Consider the following 16,674-nt stretch of genomic DNA (forward strand, 5'->3'; position numbering starts at 1 on the left):
GGGAGAACGGCCCGGCAGGCGCGCCGGGCCGTTCTCCGATCACTTCGCGGCTTCGCCGTTGATCATCACGCCGTCCAGCGTGCTGCCGGCAAGGTCGTATTTCTCGAAGATGGCCTTATATTCCCCCGAGGCCATGATGGCCTTCAGCGCGCCGGCGATGGCGTCGCGCAGCTCCGGCGTCTGCTTGGAGAAACCGATGCCCTGATAGACTTCCGTGAAGGGCTCGCCGACGATGGCGTAGGTGTCCTTCTCGAGCGTCAGCAGGTAAGGCAGGGTTTCCGAGCCCTGCACCGCGCCGTCGAGGCGGCCCTGCTTGAGCTGCGTGCGGGCGTCAGCCGAGCCTTCCGTGCCGACGATGTTCAGCGCCGGCTTGCCGTTCGCCTCGCAATTTGCCGCGCTCCACTTGGCGGCTTCGTCCGGGAAGGAGGTGCGGCGGCTCATGCCGACGGTCTTGCCGCAGAAGTCGGTGAGGGTCTTGAACTCGTCCTTGCGCTTGGCCGAGGTGTAGAACTGCGCGCCGGACCGCATGTAGTCGACGAAGTCCATGGTCTCGCGGCGGGCCGGCAGGTCGCTCATGCCGCTCAGCACGAGATCGACGCGGCCGGTGTTGAGCGAGGAGACCATCTGCTCGAAGCCGATCTCGGACCATTCGATTTCCGTGTCGAGCTGTTTTGCCAGCGCCTTGCCGAGGTCGATATCGACACCGACGAGTTCGTTCGTCGCCGGGTCGCGATACTCCATCGGCGGATAGTTCGGCGTGTTGGCGACGATCAGCTTGCCGGCGGTCTTGTACTTTTCCGGCAGATCCTGCGCATGTGCGGTCATGGCGAAGAGGCAGGCCGAAGCGGCCAGAATTGCTTTTTGCATTGTGGTTCCCATCCTGTCGGTTCTTGCGGTTATCGTTGCACGGCCTTGAGGAAATCAGCGGTGCGGGGGTTGTCGGGTTGGGTCAGGACCCGCGCCGAGGGGCCGTGCTCGATCAGCCGCCCGCCATCCATGAAGGCGACGGTGTTGCTGACGTTGCGGGCAAAGCCCATTTCGTGGGTGACGACGATCATCGTCATGCCGGAGGCGGCGAGGTCGTTCATCACGTCGAGCACCTCGGCCACCAGCTCGGGGTCGAGTGCGGATGTCGGCTCATCGAACAGGATGAGCGAGGGACGCATGCCCATCGCGCGGGCAATGGCAACGCGCTGCTGCTGCCCGCCGGATAGCTCCGCCGGATAGCTGCCGGCCTTGTCGGCAAGGCCGACGCGTTTGAGCAGTTCCAGCGCATGGTCGCGCGCGGCCTTCGGGCTTTCACCGAGCACCTGCACCGGCCCTTCCACCACGTTTTCCAGCGCGGTCTTGTGCGGAAAGAGGTTGAAGCGCTGGAAGACCATGCCGATGCCGCGCCGCTGGCGGGCGATCTCCGCGTCGCTCATCTCGTAGAGCTTGTTGCCGTCGCGGCGGTAGCCGATCAGCTCGCCATTGGCCCAGATCGCGCCGGAATCGATGCGTTCCAAGAGGTTGATGCAGCGCAGGAACGTGCTCTTGCCCGAGCCGGAGGGGCCGATGATGCAGCTCACCTCGCCCTTCCGCACCTCAAGGCTCACGTCCTGCAGCGCCTTGAAGGTGCCGAAGCTCTTGCAGACATCGACCGCCTTGACCAGAATCTCGCTTGTCATGTCACGGCCTCCCCTCAGATCGTCGTGCGGCCGCGGGTGCCGCGGGCGTAATAGCGTTCGATCCGGGACTGGATCAGCGAGAGCACCGTGACGATGGCGAGGTACCAGAAGCTGGCGACCATCAGGAGCTCCAGCACGCGGGTGTTGGCGTAGTAGATGACTTGCGCATTGTGCAGGATCTCCGAATACTGGATCACCGAGGCGAGCGAGGTGAGCTTGACCATGCTGATCACCTCGTTGCCGACCGGCGGCACCATGACGCGCATGGCCTGCGGCAGCACGATGCGGCGCAGCGTCTGCATGCCTGTCATGCCGATCGTCCGGGCGGCCTCGTACTGGCCGGCATCGACCGACAGCAAGCCGCTTCGCACGACTTCCGACGTATAGGCCCCCTGCTGGATGCCGAGGCCGAGCATGGCGGCGACGAAGGGCGTCATCACCTCAACGGTGTTGAACTCGAAGAGGCCGGGAATGCCCATGGTCGGGAAGATCAGGGCAAGGTTGAACCAGAGCAGCAATTGCAGCAGCGCCGGCGCACCGCGGAAGATCCAGACATAGACCAGGGCGATATATTCGAGCACCGGATTGCCGGAAATGCGCATGATCGCGATGAGCACACCGAGCGCGATGCCGAGCGACATGGCCGCGACCGTCATCAGCAGTGTGTTCCAGATACCCTGGATGATGACGGGGGCGAACAGGAACTGGCCGACGACCGGCCATTCGATCTGCCCGACGACGAAGGCGCGGACCAGCAGCGCCACCATGAGGAGCACGATGGCGGCGAAGATCATTCGCCCCACATGCCTGCGCGGGACGAGTTCGAGATGGGCGATGTCATGGGCATCGCGGCTGGATTGAGGAAGGGTGGTGTCCGTCATGCGGCAACCCCCGCCGTGGGTTCCAGCGCCACGCCCTCGAGGCCGCGCGCCGCCCAGGCGCGCTGCCGCGTGCAGGTGTCGGCGAATGCGGCAATCTGTTCGCGCACCCGGGCAGGAGCCGTTCCGCCCTGACCGAAGCGTTCGGCAAGCGCCCGGACGGGATCGATGGTCCGCAGCACGTCGGCGGTCAGCGCGGCGTCGATCTTCGGCAGATCGGCTTCGGTCAACCCGTCGAGCTCCATGTCCCGTTCCTCGCAATAGCGCACGGTGGCGCCCGAGATTTCATGGGCGTGCGCGAAGGGGATGCCCTGCCGGACCAGCCAGTCCGCCACCTCGGTCGCCAGCGTGAAGCCACGCGGGGCATCGGCGGCCATGCGCCCGGTGTCGAACGTCATCGTCGCCACCATGCCGGCAAAGGCGGGCAGGATGAGATCGAGGAGGTCGATCGTCTCGAACAGCGCCCGCTTGTCTTCGGCAAGGTCGCGGTTGTAGGCGAGCGGCATCGCCTTCAGTGTGGCGAGGATGCCAGCAAGATTGCCGATCATCGTGCCGGACATGCCGCGCGCGAGTTCCGCGATGTCGGGGTTCTTCTTCTGCGGCATGATCGACGAGCCCGTCGAATAGGAATCGTGCAGCTTCACCCAGGCGAACTGGCGCGAAGCCCAGATGCAGATCTCCTCCGAAAGGCGCGAAAGGTTGACGCCGAGCATGGCCGTAACGAACAGGAATTCCGACACGACATCGCGGCTTGCCACGGCGTCGATGGAATTTTCGCAGGGGCGGGCATAGCCGAGATCGCGCGAGGAGCTTTCCGTATCCCGGGCGAAGGCCGAGCCGGCCAGCGCGGCGGCGCCGAGCGGCGAACGGTCGAAGCGGCGATCCCAGTCGATGAAGCGCTCGATATCGCGGCTGAGGGACTGCGCGTGGGCCATGAGGTGATGGCCGAGCGAAACCGGCTGGGCGGGCTGAAGGTGGGTGAAGCCCGGCATGACCGTCTCGACGTGTTCCGTCGCCTGCGTCGCAAGCGCGTCCTGCACGACGAGGACCAGGTTCACGAGCCTGCGCGCGGTGCGGCGCAGGTAGAGACGGGTGTTGTTTGCGGTCTGGTCGTTGCGCGACCGTCCGGCGCGCAGTTTCCCGCCCAATGTGCCCAGCCGCTCGACCAGCAGCCGTTCATGGAAAGTGTGCAGGTCCTCATCCGAAGCTTTCGGCTTCTCCCGCCCTGCGGCGACATCTGCCGCGATGGCATCGAGCGCCTGCAGCATCGTCGCCAGCTCGTCTCCCGTCAGGACATCGGCGCGCGCAAGTTCCCGCGCATGGGCGCGCGATCCGGCGATGTCCTCGGGGGACAGGCGGAAGAAGCTGGGATTGCTCCGTGAAAGGGCCGCCAGCTCCGGAGATGGACCACTCGAAAAGCGTCCTCCCCAAAGCAATGTCGCTTGTTCCTTCATGTCAGTCTCCCATGTCGATGAATGTGTTCCCGAGCGCAGGTTGCCTTCGAAGGATCGCTTGCACAAACGCGAAAAAGCGCTAACGTTATGACGAAACCGACTAGGCCCCTCGCGGAGAATGCCATTGGTTCATCCCTCTGTGCCGCTGCCTTCCATGACTGCGCTGCGCGTGATGCTGGCGATCGCGGAGCGGGGTTCGACGACGGCCGCGGCGGAAAGCATCAACCTGTCGCAGAGCGCCGTCAGCAAACAACTGCTGACCCTTGAAGACCTTCTGGGCGCGCAGGTCTTTACACGAAAGCCGTCGGGCATGGTGCCGACGGAACTTGGCCGCATCTATCTCGAGCAGGCGCAGGTGGCGATGAAGGCGATGGAGGAGGCCGCATTCCGCGCCGCCCGGCTCCAGTCGGACTCCCATACGCTCCGGCTGAAGGTGCTGCCGATCCTGGGCGATCGCTGGCTTCTGCCGCGGTTTTCCGATTTCAACCAGAAGCACCCGGATATCGACGTCCGGTACACGACGTTCTCGACGGACAATCCTGCAGCGCAGCCCGATGCCGTTTTCCGTTTCGGCCGGGGACCGTTTCCCGGCGAGGATTCGATCTATCTGTTCGGAAAGGATGTCCGGCTGGTCTGCTCTCCCGCCTATCTCGCGAGGCTGGGTCCGCTCGAAACCATCGAAGATGCAGCCCGCGGCATCATCATCGAACATCCGGGAACGCCTCTGCATTGGGCGGATCTCGTGAACGGCTACGGGAAGCCGGACCTGGAGCCGCAGGGCGTGATGCGCTTCGATTACTATACGCTCGTGCTGCGTGCCGCGATTTCGGGCCAGGGCATGGCGCTCGTTCCCCCGCAGCTCATAGAGGATGAGCTACGTGCCGGAAATCTCGTCAATCCTGGCGGTATCCGATATGGGTCGAAAGCAGCGTACTGGTTTTCGACGCCGGCGGATCGCAAGCCGACGCTGGCCCTGAAGGCATTCCAGCGCTGGCTCATGAAACAAGTCGAGGAGCCTGTCGTTGCAACGTAGCAGCGGATGGGCCACGCCGTTCAAGACCGTGCCCGAATACTCGCTGGATATGTCGTGGATTGAGCCAACCTCTTGAACTTCCCGATTCACGAGCCGTCTTTTCATTGAAAAGACGAACGGCAAGCCTATTATCTCGTCACGCCGGACGAAAGCCGGCGATAAGGACAGGGAGTCAGATATGGGTATCTTCAGTTCCATCAAGGAAAAGCTCTTCGGCAAGGCGTCCGAGGAAAAGCCGGTCGAAACCGCTGCGGCCGAGACCATTTCGGCCGAGGCCGTGAAGCCGGTGACAGCGGATGTCTCCGCAACCGCGACGACGGCCAGCAATGAGGCCGTGGCAACGACGGCCGACAACACGCCTGCCGCCTCCTCAAGCCCCGTTGACGTCGCTGCCATCATGGACGCCGCGGTCAAGAAAAATGGCCAGAAACTCGATTGGCGCCGCTCCATCGTGGACACGATGAAGGCGCTTGACCTCGATTCCAGCCTTTCCGCACGCAAGGAACTGGCGGATGAACTCGGCTATACGGGCGACAAGAACGATTCCGCCACGATGAACATTTGGCTCCACAAGGCACTGATGAAGGCCCTGGCCGAAAACGGCGGCAAGGTTCCCGCCGAACTGCTGGACTAAAATGCGAGCAGGCCCGCCAGGCAAACTGGCGGGCCGCCGCGTTCTACGATTCTCGTTCTCTCCAGGATAAAACGTTGCGCATGCCTCGAAGAAGAAGCGCAACTTGCGAATGGTACCAATAGGCTGCCAATCGCGGGGACGCTGCCATGAGACGGACCCGACCTCCCGGATAAATGGAATGTACCGCCTCGAATGCGCCGGCAACGAGGCTTTGAGGCCGCCCGTCGGAATATAACCGGTCTCCCTTGCTGCCCGGCCTCGGCCGCGCCTGGCCATGCCGTCATGCAAGGCAGGCATTTGCATCAGCATGAACCGCACACTGTAGCGAACCATCAAACCGTTGCCGGGGCCGCCCTCGTCCGGGAGTTCCTGCAGCAGCATGCGGCTTGCACCCCGGCGGCCACGGAGAATTTGTTATATTCTCTCAAAAAATATTGACATTTCAATAGAAAGAAACGCTATAAAGATAACAACAATCACTGGAGCGTGCGATGCTGGCCATCCTTGCCGACGACCTGACGGGCGCACTGGATACGGCCGCGCCGTTCGCGGCGCGGGGCATGCATGTGGAGGTGGCGCTCTCGACCGCAGCCATCGACGAGGCCCGGCGGGATGCACCGGAGGTCCTGTCGATCAACCTGGCTTCACGGGAGGTCGGCGCGCAAGCCGCGCGGCAGGCGGTGGCGGCAGCGCTTCAAGCGCTGCCTGCGGGAGTGCGTCTTCTCAAGAAGGTCGATTCACGCCTTAAGGGGCATATCGCAGCCGAGCTCGACGCGATGTCCTATCGCGCAGCGCTGGTGGCGCCCGCGGTTCCCGCCTTCGGCCGCGTCGTGAAGGATGGCTGCGTAACAGGCTTTGGTGTGGATGCGCCGATTTCCATTGCCGAAAGGCTCGGGCCCCATGCGGCCCGCGCGACGATCCCGGATATTGCCAGCCAGAACGAGATGGCCCTCTGGCTTGAGCGGACAGACATGGCGGGCGTCGACCTTCTCGTCGGCGCACACGGTCTTGCGGAGGCGCTGGCCGAAAAGATGAGTGGGCAAGCACCGGCGCGGATGGCGGACATTCCCGCGGGGCCGGGCCTCTTCGTTGTGGGCTCGCGTGACCCGATCACCCTTGCGCAGGTCGAGACGCTGCTGGGCGACGGCGGTCTACGCTACCTGCCGGCGCCCAACGGCCGCCTTGCCGAAACGCGCGCCGATGACAGCGTGCTGACGCTCGTGCAGGCAGTGCCCGGCGCGGATGTCACGACGCCGCTGGAGGTTTCCCGGGCGCTGGCGGAAAGCGTCTGTCCCGACCTTGCGGCCGCGGCATCGACACTCTTGCTTTCCGGCGGCGCGACAGCGGAAGCGGTGCTCGGCAAGATGGGGATCGTGCGGTTCCGGCTGCTGGGCGAATGCCTGCCGGGACTGGGCTTGGCGCATGCCCAAGGACATTGCATTATCGCCAAATCAGGGGGCTTCGGGCGGCCGGACACGCTGAGAAAGATCGCAGAACGGCTGCGCGGCAGGACAGGGTAAGAGATGGGACTGGAGAACGGAACAGCACGCAGGAGCCTTGGCGATCTCGTCTTCGAGCGCATGCACCGTGCCATCAAGTCCGGTGCCTACAAGCCGGACGAGCGCCTGCCGACCGAGCATGACCTGGCGATCGAGTTCGAGGTTTCGCGGCCGATCATCCGGGAGGCCCTGCGGCGGCTGCGCGAGCAGGGTTTCATCTATTCCCGGCGCGGTGCGGGCAGTTTCGTGCGCGCCGTCGGCATGCGCGAGCCGCTTGGCTTCGGGCAGCTCGAAAACGTCGCCGACCTCCTCAACTGCTATGAATTCCGCCTGACCGTCGAGCCGGCCGCGGCGGCCGCGGCGGCTGAACGCCATGATGCGGCGACGCTTGCCGCGATCCGCCAGGCTCTGGAGTTGATGCGGGACGCCACCAACCGGCAGTCGCACCGCGAGGACGCCGATTTCCAGTTCCATCTCGCCATCGCCCGAGCCGCGCAGAACAGCTACTTCTTCACCGCCATGGAAGCGTTGAAGGACCATATCGCCGTCGGCATGCGGTTTCACGGCGCCTCGGTGAAGCGCGAGACGACCGGCCTCACACGGGTCTTCGGCGAGCACGAGGCCATCGCCGAAGCCATTGCCGCGCGGGACGGTGCGAAGGCACGGCAATGCATGCACGACCACCTCACCGGCTCACGCGATCGCCTGTTCCAGGCGACCAAATAGACGCAGAACCCCGGCAGCACCGGGGTTTTGGTGTCGATTGGATGTTCGCGCCGGCGTGACGCCAGAGCATTTCCAGCCGAAGCGAGATCGCTTCGGCGTCGGATAATGCTCTAGAAAGCCGCCCGGTAGACGCCAAGCACGTCCTCGACGCTCATGTCGATCGGGTTGTTGTCCATCAGGCGGCGATTGGCGTGCGCCTCGCCGGCGTAGAGCGGCAGGTCGTCCACCGTCGCGCCATGGGCAGCCAGCGACATCTCGATGCCGAGGCCGCGGCAGAAGCCGTGGGCGGCGGCGAGCAGGCCTTCCGTGGTTAGATCCTCGCCAAGGCCGAGCGCCATTGCGACTTCCGCCGTCTTCGCCGCCGCGACCTGCCGGTTGAAGGCCAGCACATGCGGGAAGACGATCGCGTTGGCAAGGCCATGCGGCAGGCGCAGCCGTGTGCCGAGCGGATAGGCGATGGCGTGGCCGGCGGCGGTGTTGACCGGGCCGAGGCAGATACCGCCGTAATAGGAGGCGAGCATCATGCCTTCTCGCGCCTCGGTGTCGGCTCCGTCGCGCACGGCGCGGGCAAGGTATTTGCCGACGAGCCGGAAGCCCATGCGGGCGAAGCCGTCGATCATCGGATGCGCGCGGCGGTTGGTGAAGGCTTCGACGCAGTGCGCCATGGCATCGACGCCGGTCGCCGCCGTCACGGCCGGCGGGACGGAATAGGTGAGCTCCGGATCGAGCACGGCGAAATCGGCGATCAAGTGCGGGCTCTCGACCGCGATCTTGTTGCCCTTGCCGGGATCGGTGATGAGCGCACGGATGCCCGCCTCCGAGCCCGTGCCGGCCGTGGTGGCGACCTGCACGAGGCGCGTGCGGCGGCCGCCGACCCGGTTCGGGCCGGCAACATCGGCAAGCGTCTGTTCGCTGTCCCAGAGGGCGGCAACGAGCTTGGCGACATCGAGAACGGATCCGCCGCCGAGACCGACGACGAGGTCCGGCCGGCTTTGGCGGGCGGCATCGAGCGCGGCATCCAGCGTGGCGACGTCGGGCTCGCCCGGGATCGCGTCGAAGACGGCGATGCGGCTGGCCAGCTCCAGGCGATCGACGAAGCCAGCCGCAAAGGGTGTCGCGATCACCAGCACCGAGGCGGCGCCGGCAGCCCAGGCGCCGACCTCGCCGGTCGTGCCGGCGCCGACGGCGAGCCGGTTCGGCTGATGGAGCGTGATGGGGGCGATTGTCATGGCGTCATCCTCGCTTGGCGGCGCCCGACACCAGCTTGCGGGCGTAGGCGATGGCGGAATTCATGTTGCCGTGGTCGGCAATGCCCTTGCCGGCAATGTCGAAGGCCGTGCCGTGGTCGACCGAAGTCCGGTCGATCGGCAGGTCCACGGAGACGTTCACAGCGGTGTCGAAAGCGACGAGCTTGACCGGGATATGTCCCTGGTCGTGATACTGCGCGACGACGAGGTCGAAGGCGCCGGCATAGGCGCGGTAGAACACCGTATCGGCGGAAATCGGCCCATGGGCGTCGATGCCCTCCGCACGGGCCGCCTCGACGGCCGGCGCGATCTGGTCGTCATCCTCGGTGCCGAACAGGCCGTTCTCGCCGCAATGGGGATTGATGCCCGCGACGGCGATCTTCGGCCCCGCATAACCGATGCGCTTCAGGTGGGCGTCGCCCGCGCGGATGGTCGCCAGCACGCGCTCCGTCGTCGAGCGGCGGATCGCCTCCTGCAGGGAGACATGGGTCGATACGTGGATGACCTTGAGCCGGTCCGAGGCGAGCAGCATATAGGCGGCCTTGGAGCCGGTGAGGCTGCGCAGCATGCCGGTATGGCCGTCATAGTGATGGCCGGCAAGGTTCAGGGCCTCCTTGTTGATCGGCGCAGTGACGATGCAGCCGATGGCGCCGGCTTCGGCATCGCGCACCGCCTTCTCGATGAAGCGGAAGGCGGCATCGCCGGCAATCGGGCTCAGCTGTCCGAAGGCGAGCGGCGCCCCTTCGATGGGCAGGTCCACGACATGGGGGGTGAGGTCGATCGTGACGCCGAGGGCCGCGCGGGCTGCCTCGAGCGTCGCGAGATTGCCGTAGATGCGGATGGTCGCGCGCTCCTCCGGCGTCATACCGGCAAGCGCGCGGACCGAGATCTCCGGGCCGACGCCGCACGGGTCGCCCATGGTGATGCCGATGACGGTGCTCATGAAGGTCTCCCTGCGTCGGCGCTGTCCCAGCCGGGAGCCAGGCGGACATATTTGATCGCGCGCCGGTGATAGGTGTAGGCGAGGTGGAGGGTGCCGCCGGCGTCCGCCAGCAACCAGGGATAGGACATCTCCTTGTTCCGGCCGTCGATGGAATCGTTGGAAAGGCAGGTGCCCGGCCCATCCTCAATGAGCAGCCGGACGGGGAAGGTCCTGCCTCCGTCCTCCGACAGGCAGAGGGCGACGGGCGCGCGTGGCACGCCCCAGACCGGAACGCAGCCGCCCGCGGGGTCGGCGTCGGGACGCTGGTCGTTCTCGCCGAGCTCGTCATAGAGCGAGGCGCGGCGATCGGAAGATTGGGACGCATTCACCGGATTGCAGATCATCGCGACACGTCCGTCCGCCAGGCGGATTGCAGCTAGGGAGGAATTGTTGTTCGGCACATCGGTCGCCTCGGGCGCGGACCACGACCGGCCACCGTCCTGGCTCTCCGTTCGGTAGACGAAATCCGCCTGACGACGGCGGAAGAAGGCGGCAAGGTGCTGTCCGCCCAGGGCGACCGGCGACATGTGCACGCAGCCGACAGACCGGGAAAGCGCTTCGAGCCGCCACGACTTGCCTTCATCGAGCGAGACGCCAAGGGCGGCGGTGTCGTGGCTGCCGTTCCATTTCTGCCCGGGGCGCTGGACGCAGCGGAAGATCGGCAGCAGCCATGCCCCGTCTGCCCGCACCACCAGCGGCGCACGCACGAAGCAGCCACGCGGCAGATCGAGATAGCGTCCCTCCCCGGCAGTCAGCACGAGGGGATCGGCGCCGCGCCGGATTTCGACCATGCGGATCCGGCATTCGTCCTGGTTGCCCGAGGGCTGCGAGGTATGGAAGAGCCATAGCCGGCCATCCGGCGCGGTGAAGAACGCCGGGTTCTGTTCCGAATGGGCGGGATCGAAACTCAGCCGCTGCGGCGGGCCCCAGCTTTCCGCGCCCTTCGCCAACACGCAGGCGAAGATCGATATGTCCGACTTGCCTTCCAGCGTGCCGCCGAACCAAGCGCAGGCGAGCGCACCGTCAGCAAGCGGATGCAGAAACGCGGCGTGATTCTGGATCATGGGCGACGGCAACAATGCCTCGGCACGTCCCGGCGACACGATCTGAAGCCGGCCATTCATGTGGCGGGCGATTTCCTCTGGGCGCATTGGCTCCTCCTGCATCGCGTTGAAAATCACCGAAATCATAAAGTTGTCAAGTTTTAGAATGTTACCAAATCGCATATTTCTCTTCTAGAAAAGAAAAATTGCATTGATTTTACGAATCAATTCACTTCTCAAGTGATGCCTATAAAATTTACATTGCAAAATAATTTGACAAACTTTGATGGAAATAGGATGGTTTGGGCAGGCCGGCATACAAATGCCGGAGGAGGATTCATGCCGGAGGGGCACTGCGCTCTTTGCGATCGGTGCCGCGCTGGTCGCCGCGCGATCCGGAAAGACGGCATCAGCCTGATACGATTTCACCAGGGAGGAAATATCGTGAAGAGAATATTGGTTCTGGGTGCCCTCATGCTGGGTTCCGCCTTGTCCCCCGCCTTTGCCGGCTCGGGGCCGATCAAGATCGTGCTTGCCGAGGAGGCGGACCTGCTCGAGCCCTGCATGGCGACCCGCTCCAACATCGGCCGCGTCATCATGCAGAATGTCAGCGAGACGCTGACCGAGCTCGACGTTCGCGGCGACAAGGGCGTGATGCCACGCCTTGCCGAAAAGTGGGAGCAGAACGCCGACGGCAGCTGGCGCTTCCACTTGCGCCAGGGCGTAAAATTCTCCGACGGCACGACCTTCGACGCGAAGGATGTCAAGCACAGTTTCGACCGCATCATGAGCGACAAGAACGCCTGCGAGTCGCGCCGCTACTTCGGCGGCATGACCGTGACGCCGACCGTCGTCGACGACTTCACGATCGACTTCAAGGCCGATCCGGTCCAGCCGATCCTGCCGCTGCTGCTCTCGCTCGTCACCATCGTGCCGGAGGAGACGCCCTTGGAATTCGTGCGCGAGCCCATCGGCACCGGTCCCTACAAACTGACGAACTGGACGCCGGGCCAGCAGATCGTGCTGACTGGCCGCGAGGACTACTGGGGCGCCAAGCCCGAGGTCACGGAGGCGACCTATCTCTTCCGTGCCGATCCTTCGGTTCGCGCGGCCATGGTGCAGGCCGGCGAGGCGGATCTCTCGCCCTCGATCTCGCAACTCGACGCCACCAACCCGGCGACGGATTTCTCCTATCTCGACAGCGAGACCGTCTATCTGCGGATCGACCATAACATCGAGCCGCTGAACGACGTGCGCGTCCGCCGCGCCCTGAACCTCGCGATCGACCGGCAGGCCTTCCTCGGAACGCTCGTTCCCGACAGCGCGCTGCTCGCCACCGCCATCGTGCCGCCGCCGACGCTCGGCTGGAACCCCGACGTCAAGGTCTTCCCCTATGATCCCGATGGCGCAAGGACGCTGCTGGAGGAAGCCAAGGCCGACGGCGTGAAGGTCGACACCCCGATCACCATCATCGCCCGTTCGGCAAACTTCCCGAACGTCACGGAGATCATGGAAGCCATTCAGGCGCAGCTCCAGGAAGTCGGCTTCCAGGTCGAGCTGAAGTTCGTCGAGGTCGCCGAGCACGAGCAATACTACTCCAAGCCCTTCAAGGAAGGCCGCGGCCCGCAGATCGTCGCCGCCATGCATGACAACTCAAAGGGCGACCCGTCGTTCTCGATGTTCTTCAAATATGCGACCGAAGGCACGCAGTCCGGCTTCTCCGATCCGAAGGTCGACGACCTGATCAAGCGCGCCTCGGCAGCCGTCGGCGATGAGCGCGCCAAGCTCTGGTCCGAGGTCATCGCCTATGTCCATGACGAGGTCGTCGCGGACGTGCTGCTGTTCCATATGGTCGGCTTCTCGCGCGTTTCCGAACGCCTCGATTTCAAACCGACCATGGCGACCAACGGGACGCTGCAGCTTTCGGAGATCAAGATCAAGTAAGCGCGCGCTGGCAAAGCCTGCATTTGCCGGTCACAACAGCAATCAAGGCGGCGGGAGGATCCCGCCGCCCGATTCCCCCGAGGGTGCCATGCTGAGATTCATTCGAAAACGCGCCGTGGCCAGTCTGATCTCTCTCGTCGGACTGATCGTCATGGTCTTCTTTCTCTCGCGGCTGACGGGGGATCCGGCTGCACTGTTCCTCCCTGTCGAGGCCTCGGCGGAGATGAAGGCGCAGTTCCGTGAATTGCATGGCCTGAACGATCCTTTCCTCGTGCAGTTCGCCCGCTATGTCGGCGATGTCGTCACCGGCGATTTCGGCGAATCCCTGCGCAAGGCGCGGCCCGCGCTCGACGTCGTGCTCGAAGCCTTCACCTGGACCCTCTGGCTCGCGCTCGTCACCATGACGCTCGTCACGGGGGCCGCCATCGTCGTCGGATCGCTTGCCGCCTTCCGCGCCGGCGGCTTCTTCGACCGCCTGTCCTCCGTCATCTCGCTTCTCGGCGCCTCGGTGCCGGATTTCTGGGTCGCCATTGTCGCGATCGTCGTCTTCTCGGTGAACCTTGCCTGGCTGCCCACCTCAGGCACCGGCTCGCTGCTCCACTGGATCCTGCCGATCTCCGTGCTTTTCATCCGCCCGTTCGGCATCATCGTCCAGGTGGTGCGCGGCTCGATGATCGGCGCGCTTTCCTCCGCCTATGTGAAGACCGCACGGGCAAAGGGCGTCAAATCCGGGCCGATCATCTTCGTGCATGCGCTACGCAACGCCATGCTGCCGGTCATCACCGTCATCGGCGACCAGGCGGCGAGCCTGCTCAACGGCGCGGTCATCATCGAGACGATCTTCGGCTTTCCCGGCGTCGGAAAGCTGATGATCGATTCCATTCTGCAGCGCGATTTCAACGTGGTTCTCGCCGCAATCCTCGTCACCGCGCTGGCGATCTTCCTCATGAACCTGCTGATCGACCTTGCCTATGCTCTGCTCGATCCGCGGATCCGCCACTGAGGAGCATGGCCATGACCCTTCAGACGACAGACACCGCCCTTGCCGAAGAGCCGCATTTTGCCCGGCGCATGGTGCGCATGCTGCTGGCCGACAGGTTCGCGCTCTGCGCCGCGATCTTCCTCCTTGTCGTTCTGGTCCTCGCGATCGTCGGCCCGAGCTGGCTCGGGGACCTCGCGACCAAGCAGAACCTCAGGGGCCGCAATGCGGCGCCCTTCGACTGGGAGCGCGGCTGGGTCTGGTGGATGGGCGCCGATGCGCTCGGACGGCCGCTGCTCGCCCGCATCATCGTCGCCACGCAGAACACGTTGATGGTCGCGGCCGGCGCGGTGGCGCTCTCGGCGGTCATGGGCACTGTCCTCGGGCTTGTCGCGGGTTTCTCCTCGGCACGCGTCAACCAGGTCATCATGCGACTTGCCGACGTCATCATGTCCTTCCCCTCGCTATTGATCGCGGTGATCGTGCTCTACATCCTGGGCTCCTCGATCCTCAATCTCATGCTGGTTCTCGCGATCACCCGTATTCCCGTCTATCTGCGCACCACCCGGGCGGAAGTGCTGGAAATCCGCGAGCGCATGTTCGTGCAGGCCGCGCGCGTCATGGGCGCCTCCTCGAAGCGCATCCTCTTCCGCCATATCCTGCCCGTCGTCTTGCCCACACTGACGACGCTGGCAACGCTCGACTTTGCCTATGTGATGCTCGCCGAAAGCGCGCTCTCCTTCCTCGGCATCGGCATCCAGCCGCCGGAAATCACCTGGGGCCTGATGATCTCGCAGGGCCGGCAATACCTCACCAACGCCTGGTGGCTGTCGTTCTGGCCGGGGCTTGCCATCATTCTCACCACCCTGTCGCTGAACCTCCTGTCGAACTGGCTGCGCATCGCGCTCGACCCGGTTCAGCGCTGGCGTCTCGAAATGAAGGGCCGCAAGAATGGCTGAGCATCTTCTGGAAGTCCGCAACCTCTCGGTCGAGTTCCACACCGCCGCAGGCGTGGTCAAGGCGGTGCGCAACATCTCCTACCACCTCGACCGCGGCGAGACGCTGGCAATCCTCGGGGAGAGCGGCTCTGGCAAATCGGTCTCCTCCTCGGCGATCATGAACCTCATCGACATGCCGCCGGGCCGCATCAGCGCGGGCGAAATCCTGCTCGACGGCGTGGACCTGCTCACGATGCCGGCGAACCAGCGCCGCGAGGTGAACGGCCGCCGCATCGCCATGATCTTCCAGGACCCGCTGAGCCATCTCAATCCGGTCTATACCGTCGGCTGGCAGATCCGCGAGGCGCTGACCACGCACGGGACGGCCTCCGCGCAGGCACGAGCCGAAGCGCTGCGGCTCCTGACACGCGTCGGCATACCCGAGCCGGAACATGCGCTTGGCAAGTACCCGCACGAATTTTCCGGCGGCCAGCGCCAGCGCGTGATGATCGCCATGGCGCTCGCGCTGCGCCCGGACCTCCTGATCGCCGACGAGCCGACGACGGCACTCGACGTGACCGTGCAGGCCGAAGTGCTCGCGCTGCTCGAGGAGCTGCAGCAGGAAACCGGCATGGCGGTGCTCATCATCACGCACGATCTCGGCGTGGTCGCCGAGATCGCCCATCGCGTCGTGGTGATGGAGAAGGGCGAGCTGGTCGAGGCCGGCACGGTGCGGGAGGTCTACCGGAACCCGCAGCACCCCTATACCCGCAAACTCATCGCCGCCGCGCCCGGCAAGGGTGAGATGCACGAACCTGTCGCCCGCACCGCGCCGGTGCTTTCGGTGCGCGACGTGCGCAAGCGCTATGGCGCCTTCGAGGCCCTGAAGGGCGTCTCCTTCGATCTCATGCCCGGCGAGACGATGGCCGTGGTCGGCGAAAGCGGCTCGGGCAAGTCGACCCTCGCGCGCATTCTGCTGCGCCTCGACGAACCGGATGCGGGCAGCGCCCACTGGAAGGGACGCCACCTCTTCACGCTCTCGCCCGGCGAACTCTACAAGCTGCGCCGCGACCTGCAGATGGTGTTCCAGGATCCGACGCAGTCGCTCAACCCGCGCATGACCGTCTACCAGCTTATCTCCGAGGCCTGGATCATCCATCCGGATATCCTGCCCAAGGCGAAATGGCGTGAACGTGTCGCCGAGCTCCTCGTGCAGGTCGGCCTCGGCCCCGAACATATGGGGCGCTATCCGCACCAGTTCTCCGGCGGGCAGCGCCAGCGCATCGCCATTGCCCGGGCGCTCGCACTCGAACCGCAGCTCATCATCTGCGACGAAGCGGTCTCGGCCCTCGACGTCTCGGTGCAGGCGCAAGTCATCGCGCTGCTCGACAAGCTGCGCAGGGAAATGGGCATCGCCTTCATCTTCATCGCCCATGACCTGCCGGTCGTGCGGGACTTCGCCGACCATGTCATGGTCATGCGGAAGGGCAACGTCGTCGAGTTCGGCACGGTGCGCGCGGTGTTCGAGACGCCGCGCGAGGATTATACGCGCGCCCTGCTTGCCGCCGGCCTTGATCCCGATCCCGACGTGCAGGCCGCCCATCGCGCCGCCCGTCTCCAGCGCGCCTCGTAGGCGCCGTTTTCTCAAAG

15 protein-coding genes are annotated in these 16,674 nt (G+C 64.9%); 8 read left to right on the top strand and 7 right to left on the bottom strand.

Annotated elements, in window-relative coordinates:
- Nucleotides 1-39: 39 nt before the first annotated feature.
- The 4 genes from AABQ55_RS35960 to argH are packed head-to-tail and all read right to left on the bottom strand — an operon-like array spanning nucleotide 40 to nucleotide 3,999.
- On the bottom strand, nucleotides 40-867 hold the full coding sequence (locus tag AABQ55_RS35960; RefSeq protein ID WP_272809532.1) for an ABC transporter substrate-binding protein: 828 nt from the start codon (nucleotides 865-867) through the stop codon (nucleotides 40-42).
- A 29-nt stretch (nucleotides 868-896) separates the two neighbouring features.
- Entirely contained in the window at nucleotides 897-1,667 is a 771-nt protein-coding gene (locus tag AABQ55_RS35965) for an amino acid ABC transporter ATP-binding protein (protein WP_018099103.1), read from the bottom strand.
- Nucleotides 1,668-1,681: 14 nt separating this feature from the next.
- Entirely contained in the window at nucleotides 1,682-2,548 is an 867-nt protein-coding gene (locus AABQ55_RS35970; protein WP_244770541.1) for an amino acid ABC transporter permease, read from the bottom strand.
- On the bottom strand, nucleotides 2,545-3,999 hold the full coding sequence (gene argH, locus AABQ55_RS35975; RefSeq protein ID WP_272809531.1) for an argininosuccinate lyase: 1,455 nt from the start codon (nucleotides 3,997-3,999) through the stop codon (nucleotides 2,545-2,547). The genes AABQ55_RS35970 and argH overlap by 4 nt, the downstream gene beginning before the upstream one ends.
- Before the next feature lie 154 nt (nucleotides 4,000-4,153).
- Here argH and AABQ55_RS35980 point away from each other — a divergent pair, with 154 nt between their 5' ends.
- The 4 genes from AABQ55_RS35980 to AABQ55_RS35995 all read left to right on the top strand — a co-directional run bounded on the left by AABQ55_RS35980 (nucleotide 4,154) and on the right by AABQ55_RS35995 (nucleotide 7,891).
- On the top strand, nucleotides 4,154-5,032 hold the full coding sequence (locus AABQ55_RS35980; RefSeq protein WP_288085811.1) for a LysR substrate-binding domain-containing protein: 879 nt from the start codon (nucleotides 4,154-4,156) through the stop codon (nucleotides 5,030-5,032).
- Between the two features lie 178 nt (nucleotides 5,033-5,210).
- A complete protein-coding gene (locus AABQ55_RS35985; RefSeq protein ID WP_244770538.1) occupies nucleotides 5,211-5,666 on the top strand; it encodes a DUF3597 domain-containing protein in 456 nt (151 codons plus the stop codon).
- Nucleotides 5,667-6,157: 491 nt separating this feature from the next.
- Nucleotides 6,158-7,186 (top strand): four-carbon acid sugar kinase family protein, encoded by a 1,029-nt coding sequence (locus tag AABQ55_RS35990; protein ID WP_272809529.1) that lies wholly within the window; start codon nucleotides 6,158-6,160, stop codon nucleotides 7,184-7,186.
- A gap of 3 nt (nucleotides 7,187-7,189) precedes the next feature.
- The gene (locus AABQ55_RS35995; protein ID WP_244770536.1) at nucleotides 7,190-7,891 is read left to right on the top strand and encodes a FadR/GntR family transcriptional regulator; all 702 of its coding nucleotides are present in this window, start codon (nucleotides 7,190-7,192) and stop codon (nucleotides 7,889-7,891) included.
- Nucleotides 7,892-8,001: 110 nt separating this feature from the next.
- On the opposite strand, the gene AABQ55_RS36000 is transcribed toward AABQ55_RS35995, so the two are convergent.
- From AABQ55_RS36000 to AABQ55_RS36010, 3 genes are read right to left on the bottom strand one after another with little or no spacing between them, the layout of a single operon-like run.
- Nucleotides 8,002-9,120 (bottom strand): iron-containing alcohol dehydrogenase, encoded by a 1,119-nt coding sequence (locus AABQ55_RS36000; RefSeq protein WP_272809528.1) that lies wholly within the window; start codon nucleotides 9,118-9,120, stop codon nucleotides 8,002-8,004.
- A 4-nt stretch (nucleotides 9,121-9,124) separates the two neighbouring features.
- A complete protein-coding gene (gene pdxA, locus AABQ55_RS36005; RefSeq protein ID WP_272809527.1) occupies nucleotides 9,125-10,081 on the bottom strand; it encodes a 4-hydroxythreonine-4-phosphate dehydrogenase PdxA in 957 nt (318 codons plus the stop codon).
- Nucleotides 10,078-11,271, bottom strand: a complete 1,194-nt coding sequence (locus AABQ55_RS36010) for a sialidase family protein (protein WP_272809565.1) — start codon at nucleotides 11,269-11,271, stop codon at nucleotides 10,078-10,080. Before AABQ55_RS36010 ends, pdxA begins: the two co-directional genes overlap by 4 nt.
- A 366-nt stretch (nucleotides 11,272-11,637) precedes the next feature.
- Here AABQ55_RS36010 and AABQ55_RS36015 point away from each other — a divergent pair, with 366 nt between their 5' ends.
- The 4 genes from AABQ55_RS36015 to AABQ55_RS36030 all read left to right on the top strand — a co-directional run bounded on the left by AABQ55_RS36015 (nucleotide 11,638) and on the right by AABQ55_RS36030 (nucleotide 16,657).
- Entirely contained in the window at nucleotides 11,638-13,107 is a 1,470-nt protein-coding gene (locus AABQ55_RS36015; protein ID WP_443021353.1) for an ABC transporter substrate-binding protein, read from the top strand.
- A gap of 88 nt (nucleotides 13,108-13,195) precedes the next feature.
- Nucleotides 13,196-14,110: an ABC transporter permease gene (locus AABQ55_RS36020; RefSeq protein ID WP_272809525.1), complete on the top strand. Its 915-nt coding sequence runs from the start codon at nucleotides 13,196-13,198 to the stop codon at nucleotides 14,108-14,110.
- 11 nt (nucleotides 14,111-14,121) lie between these two features.
- Nucleotides 14,122-15,045 (top strand): ABC transporter permease, encoded by a 924-nt coding sequence (locus AABQ55_RS36025; protein WP_272809524.1) that lies wholly within the window; start codon nucleotides 14,122-14,124, stop codon nucleotides 15,043-15,045.
- Entirely contained in the window at nucleotides 15,038-16,657 is a 1,620-nt protein-coding gene (locus AABQ55_RS36030; protein WP_272809523.1) for an ABC transporter ATP-binding protein, read from the top strand. Before AABQ55_RS36025 ends, AABQ55_RS36030 begins: the two co-directional genes overlap by 8 nt.
- The last annotated feature ends 17 nt before the right edge of the window (nucleotides 16,658-16,674 follow it).

Source organism: Shinella sp. WSD5-1 (genome assembly GCF_963942435.1).
GTDB lineage: Bacteria > Pseudomonadota > Alphaproteobacteria > Rhizobiales > Rhizobiaceae > Shinella > Shinella yambaruensis.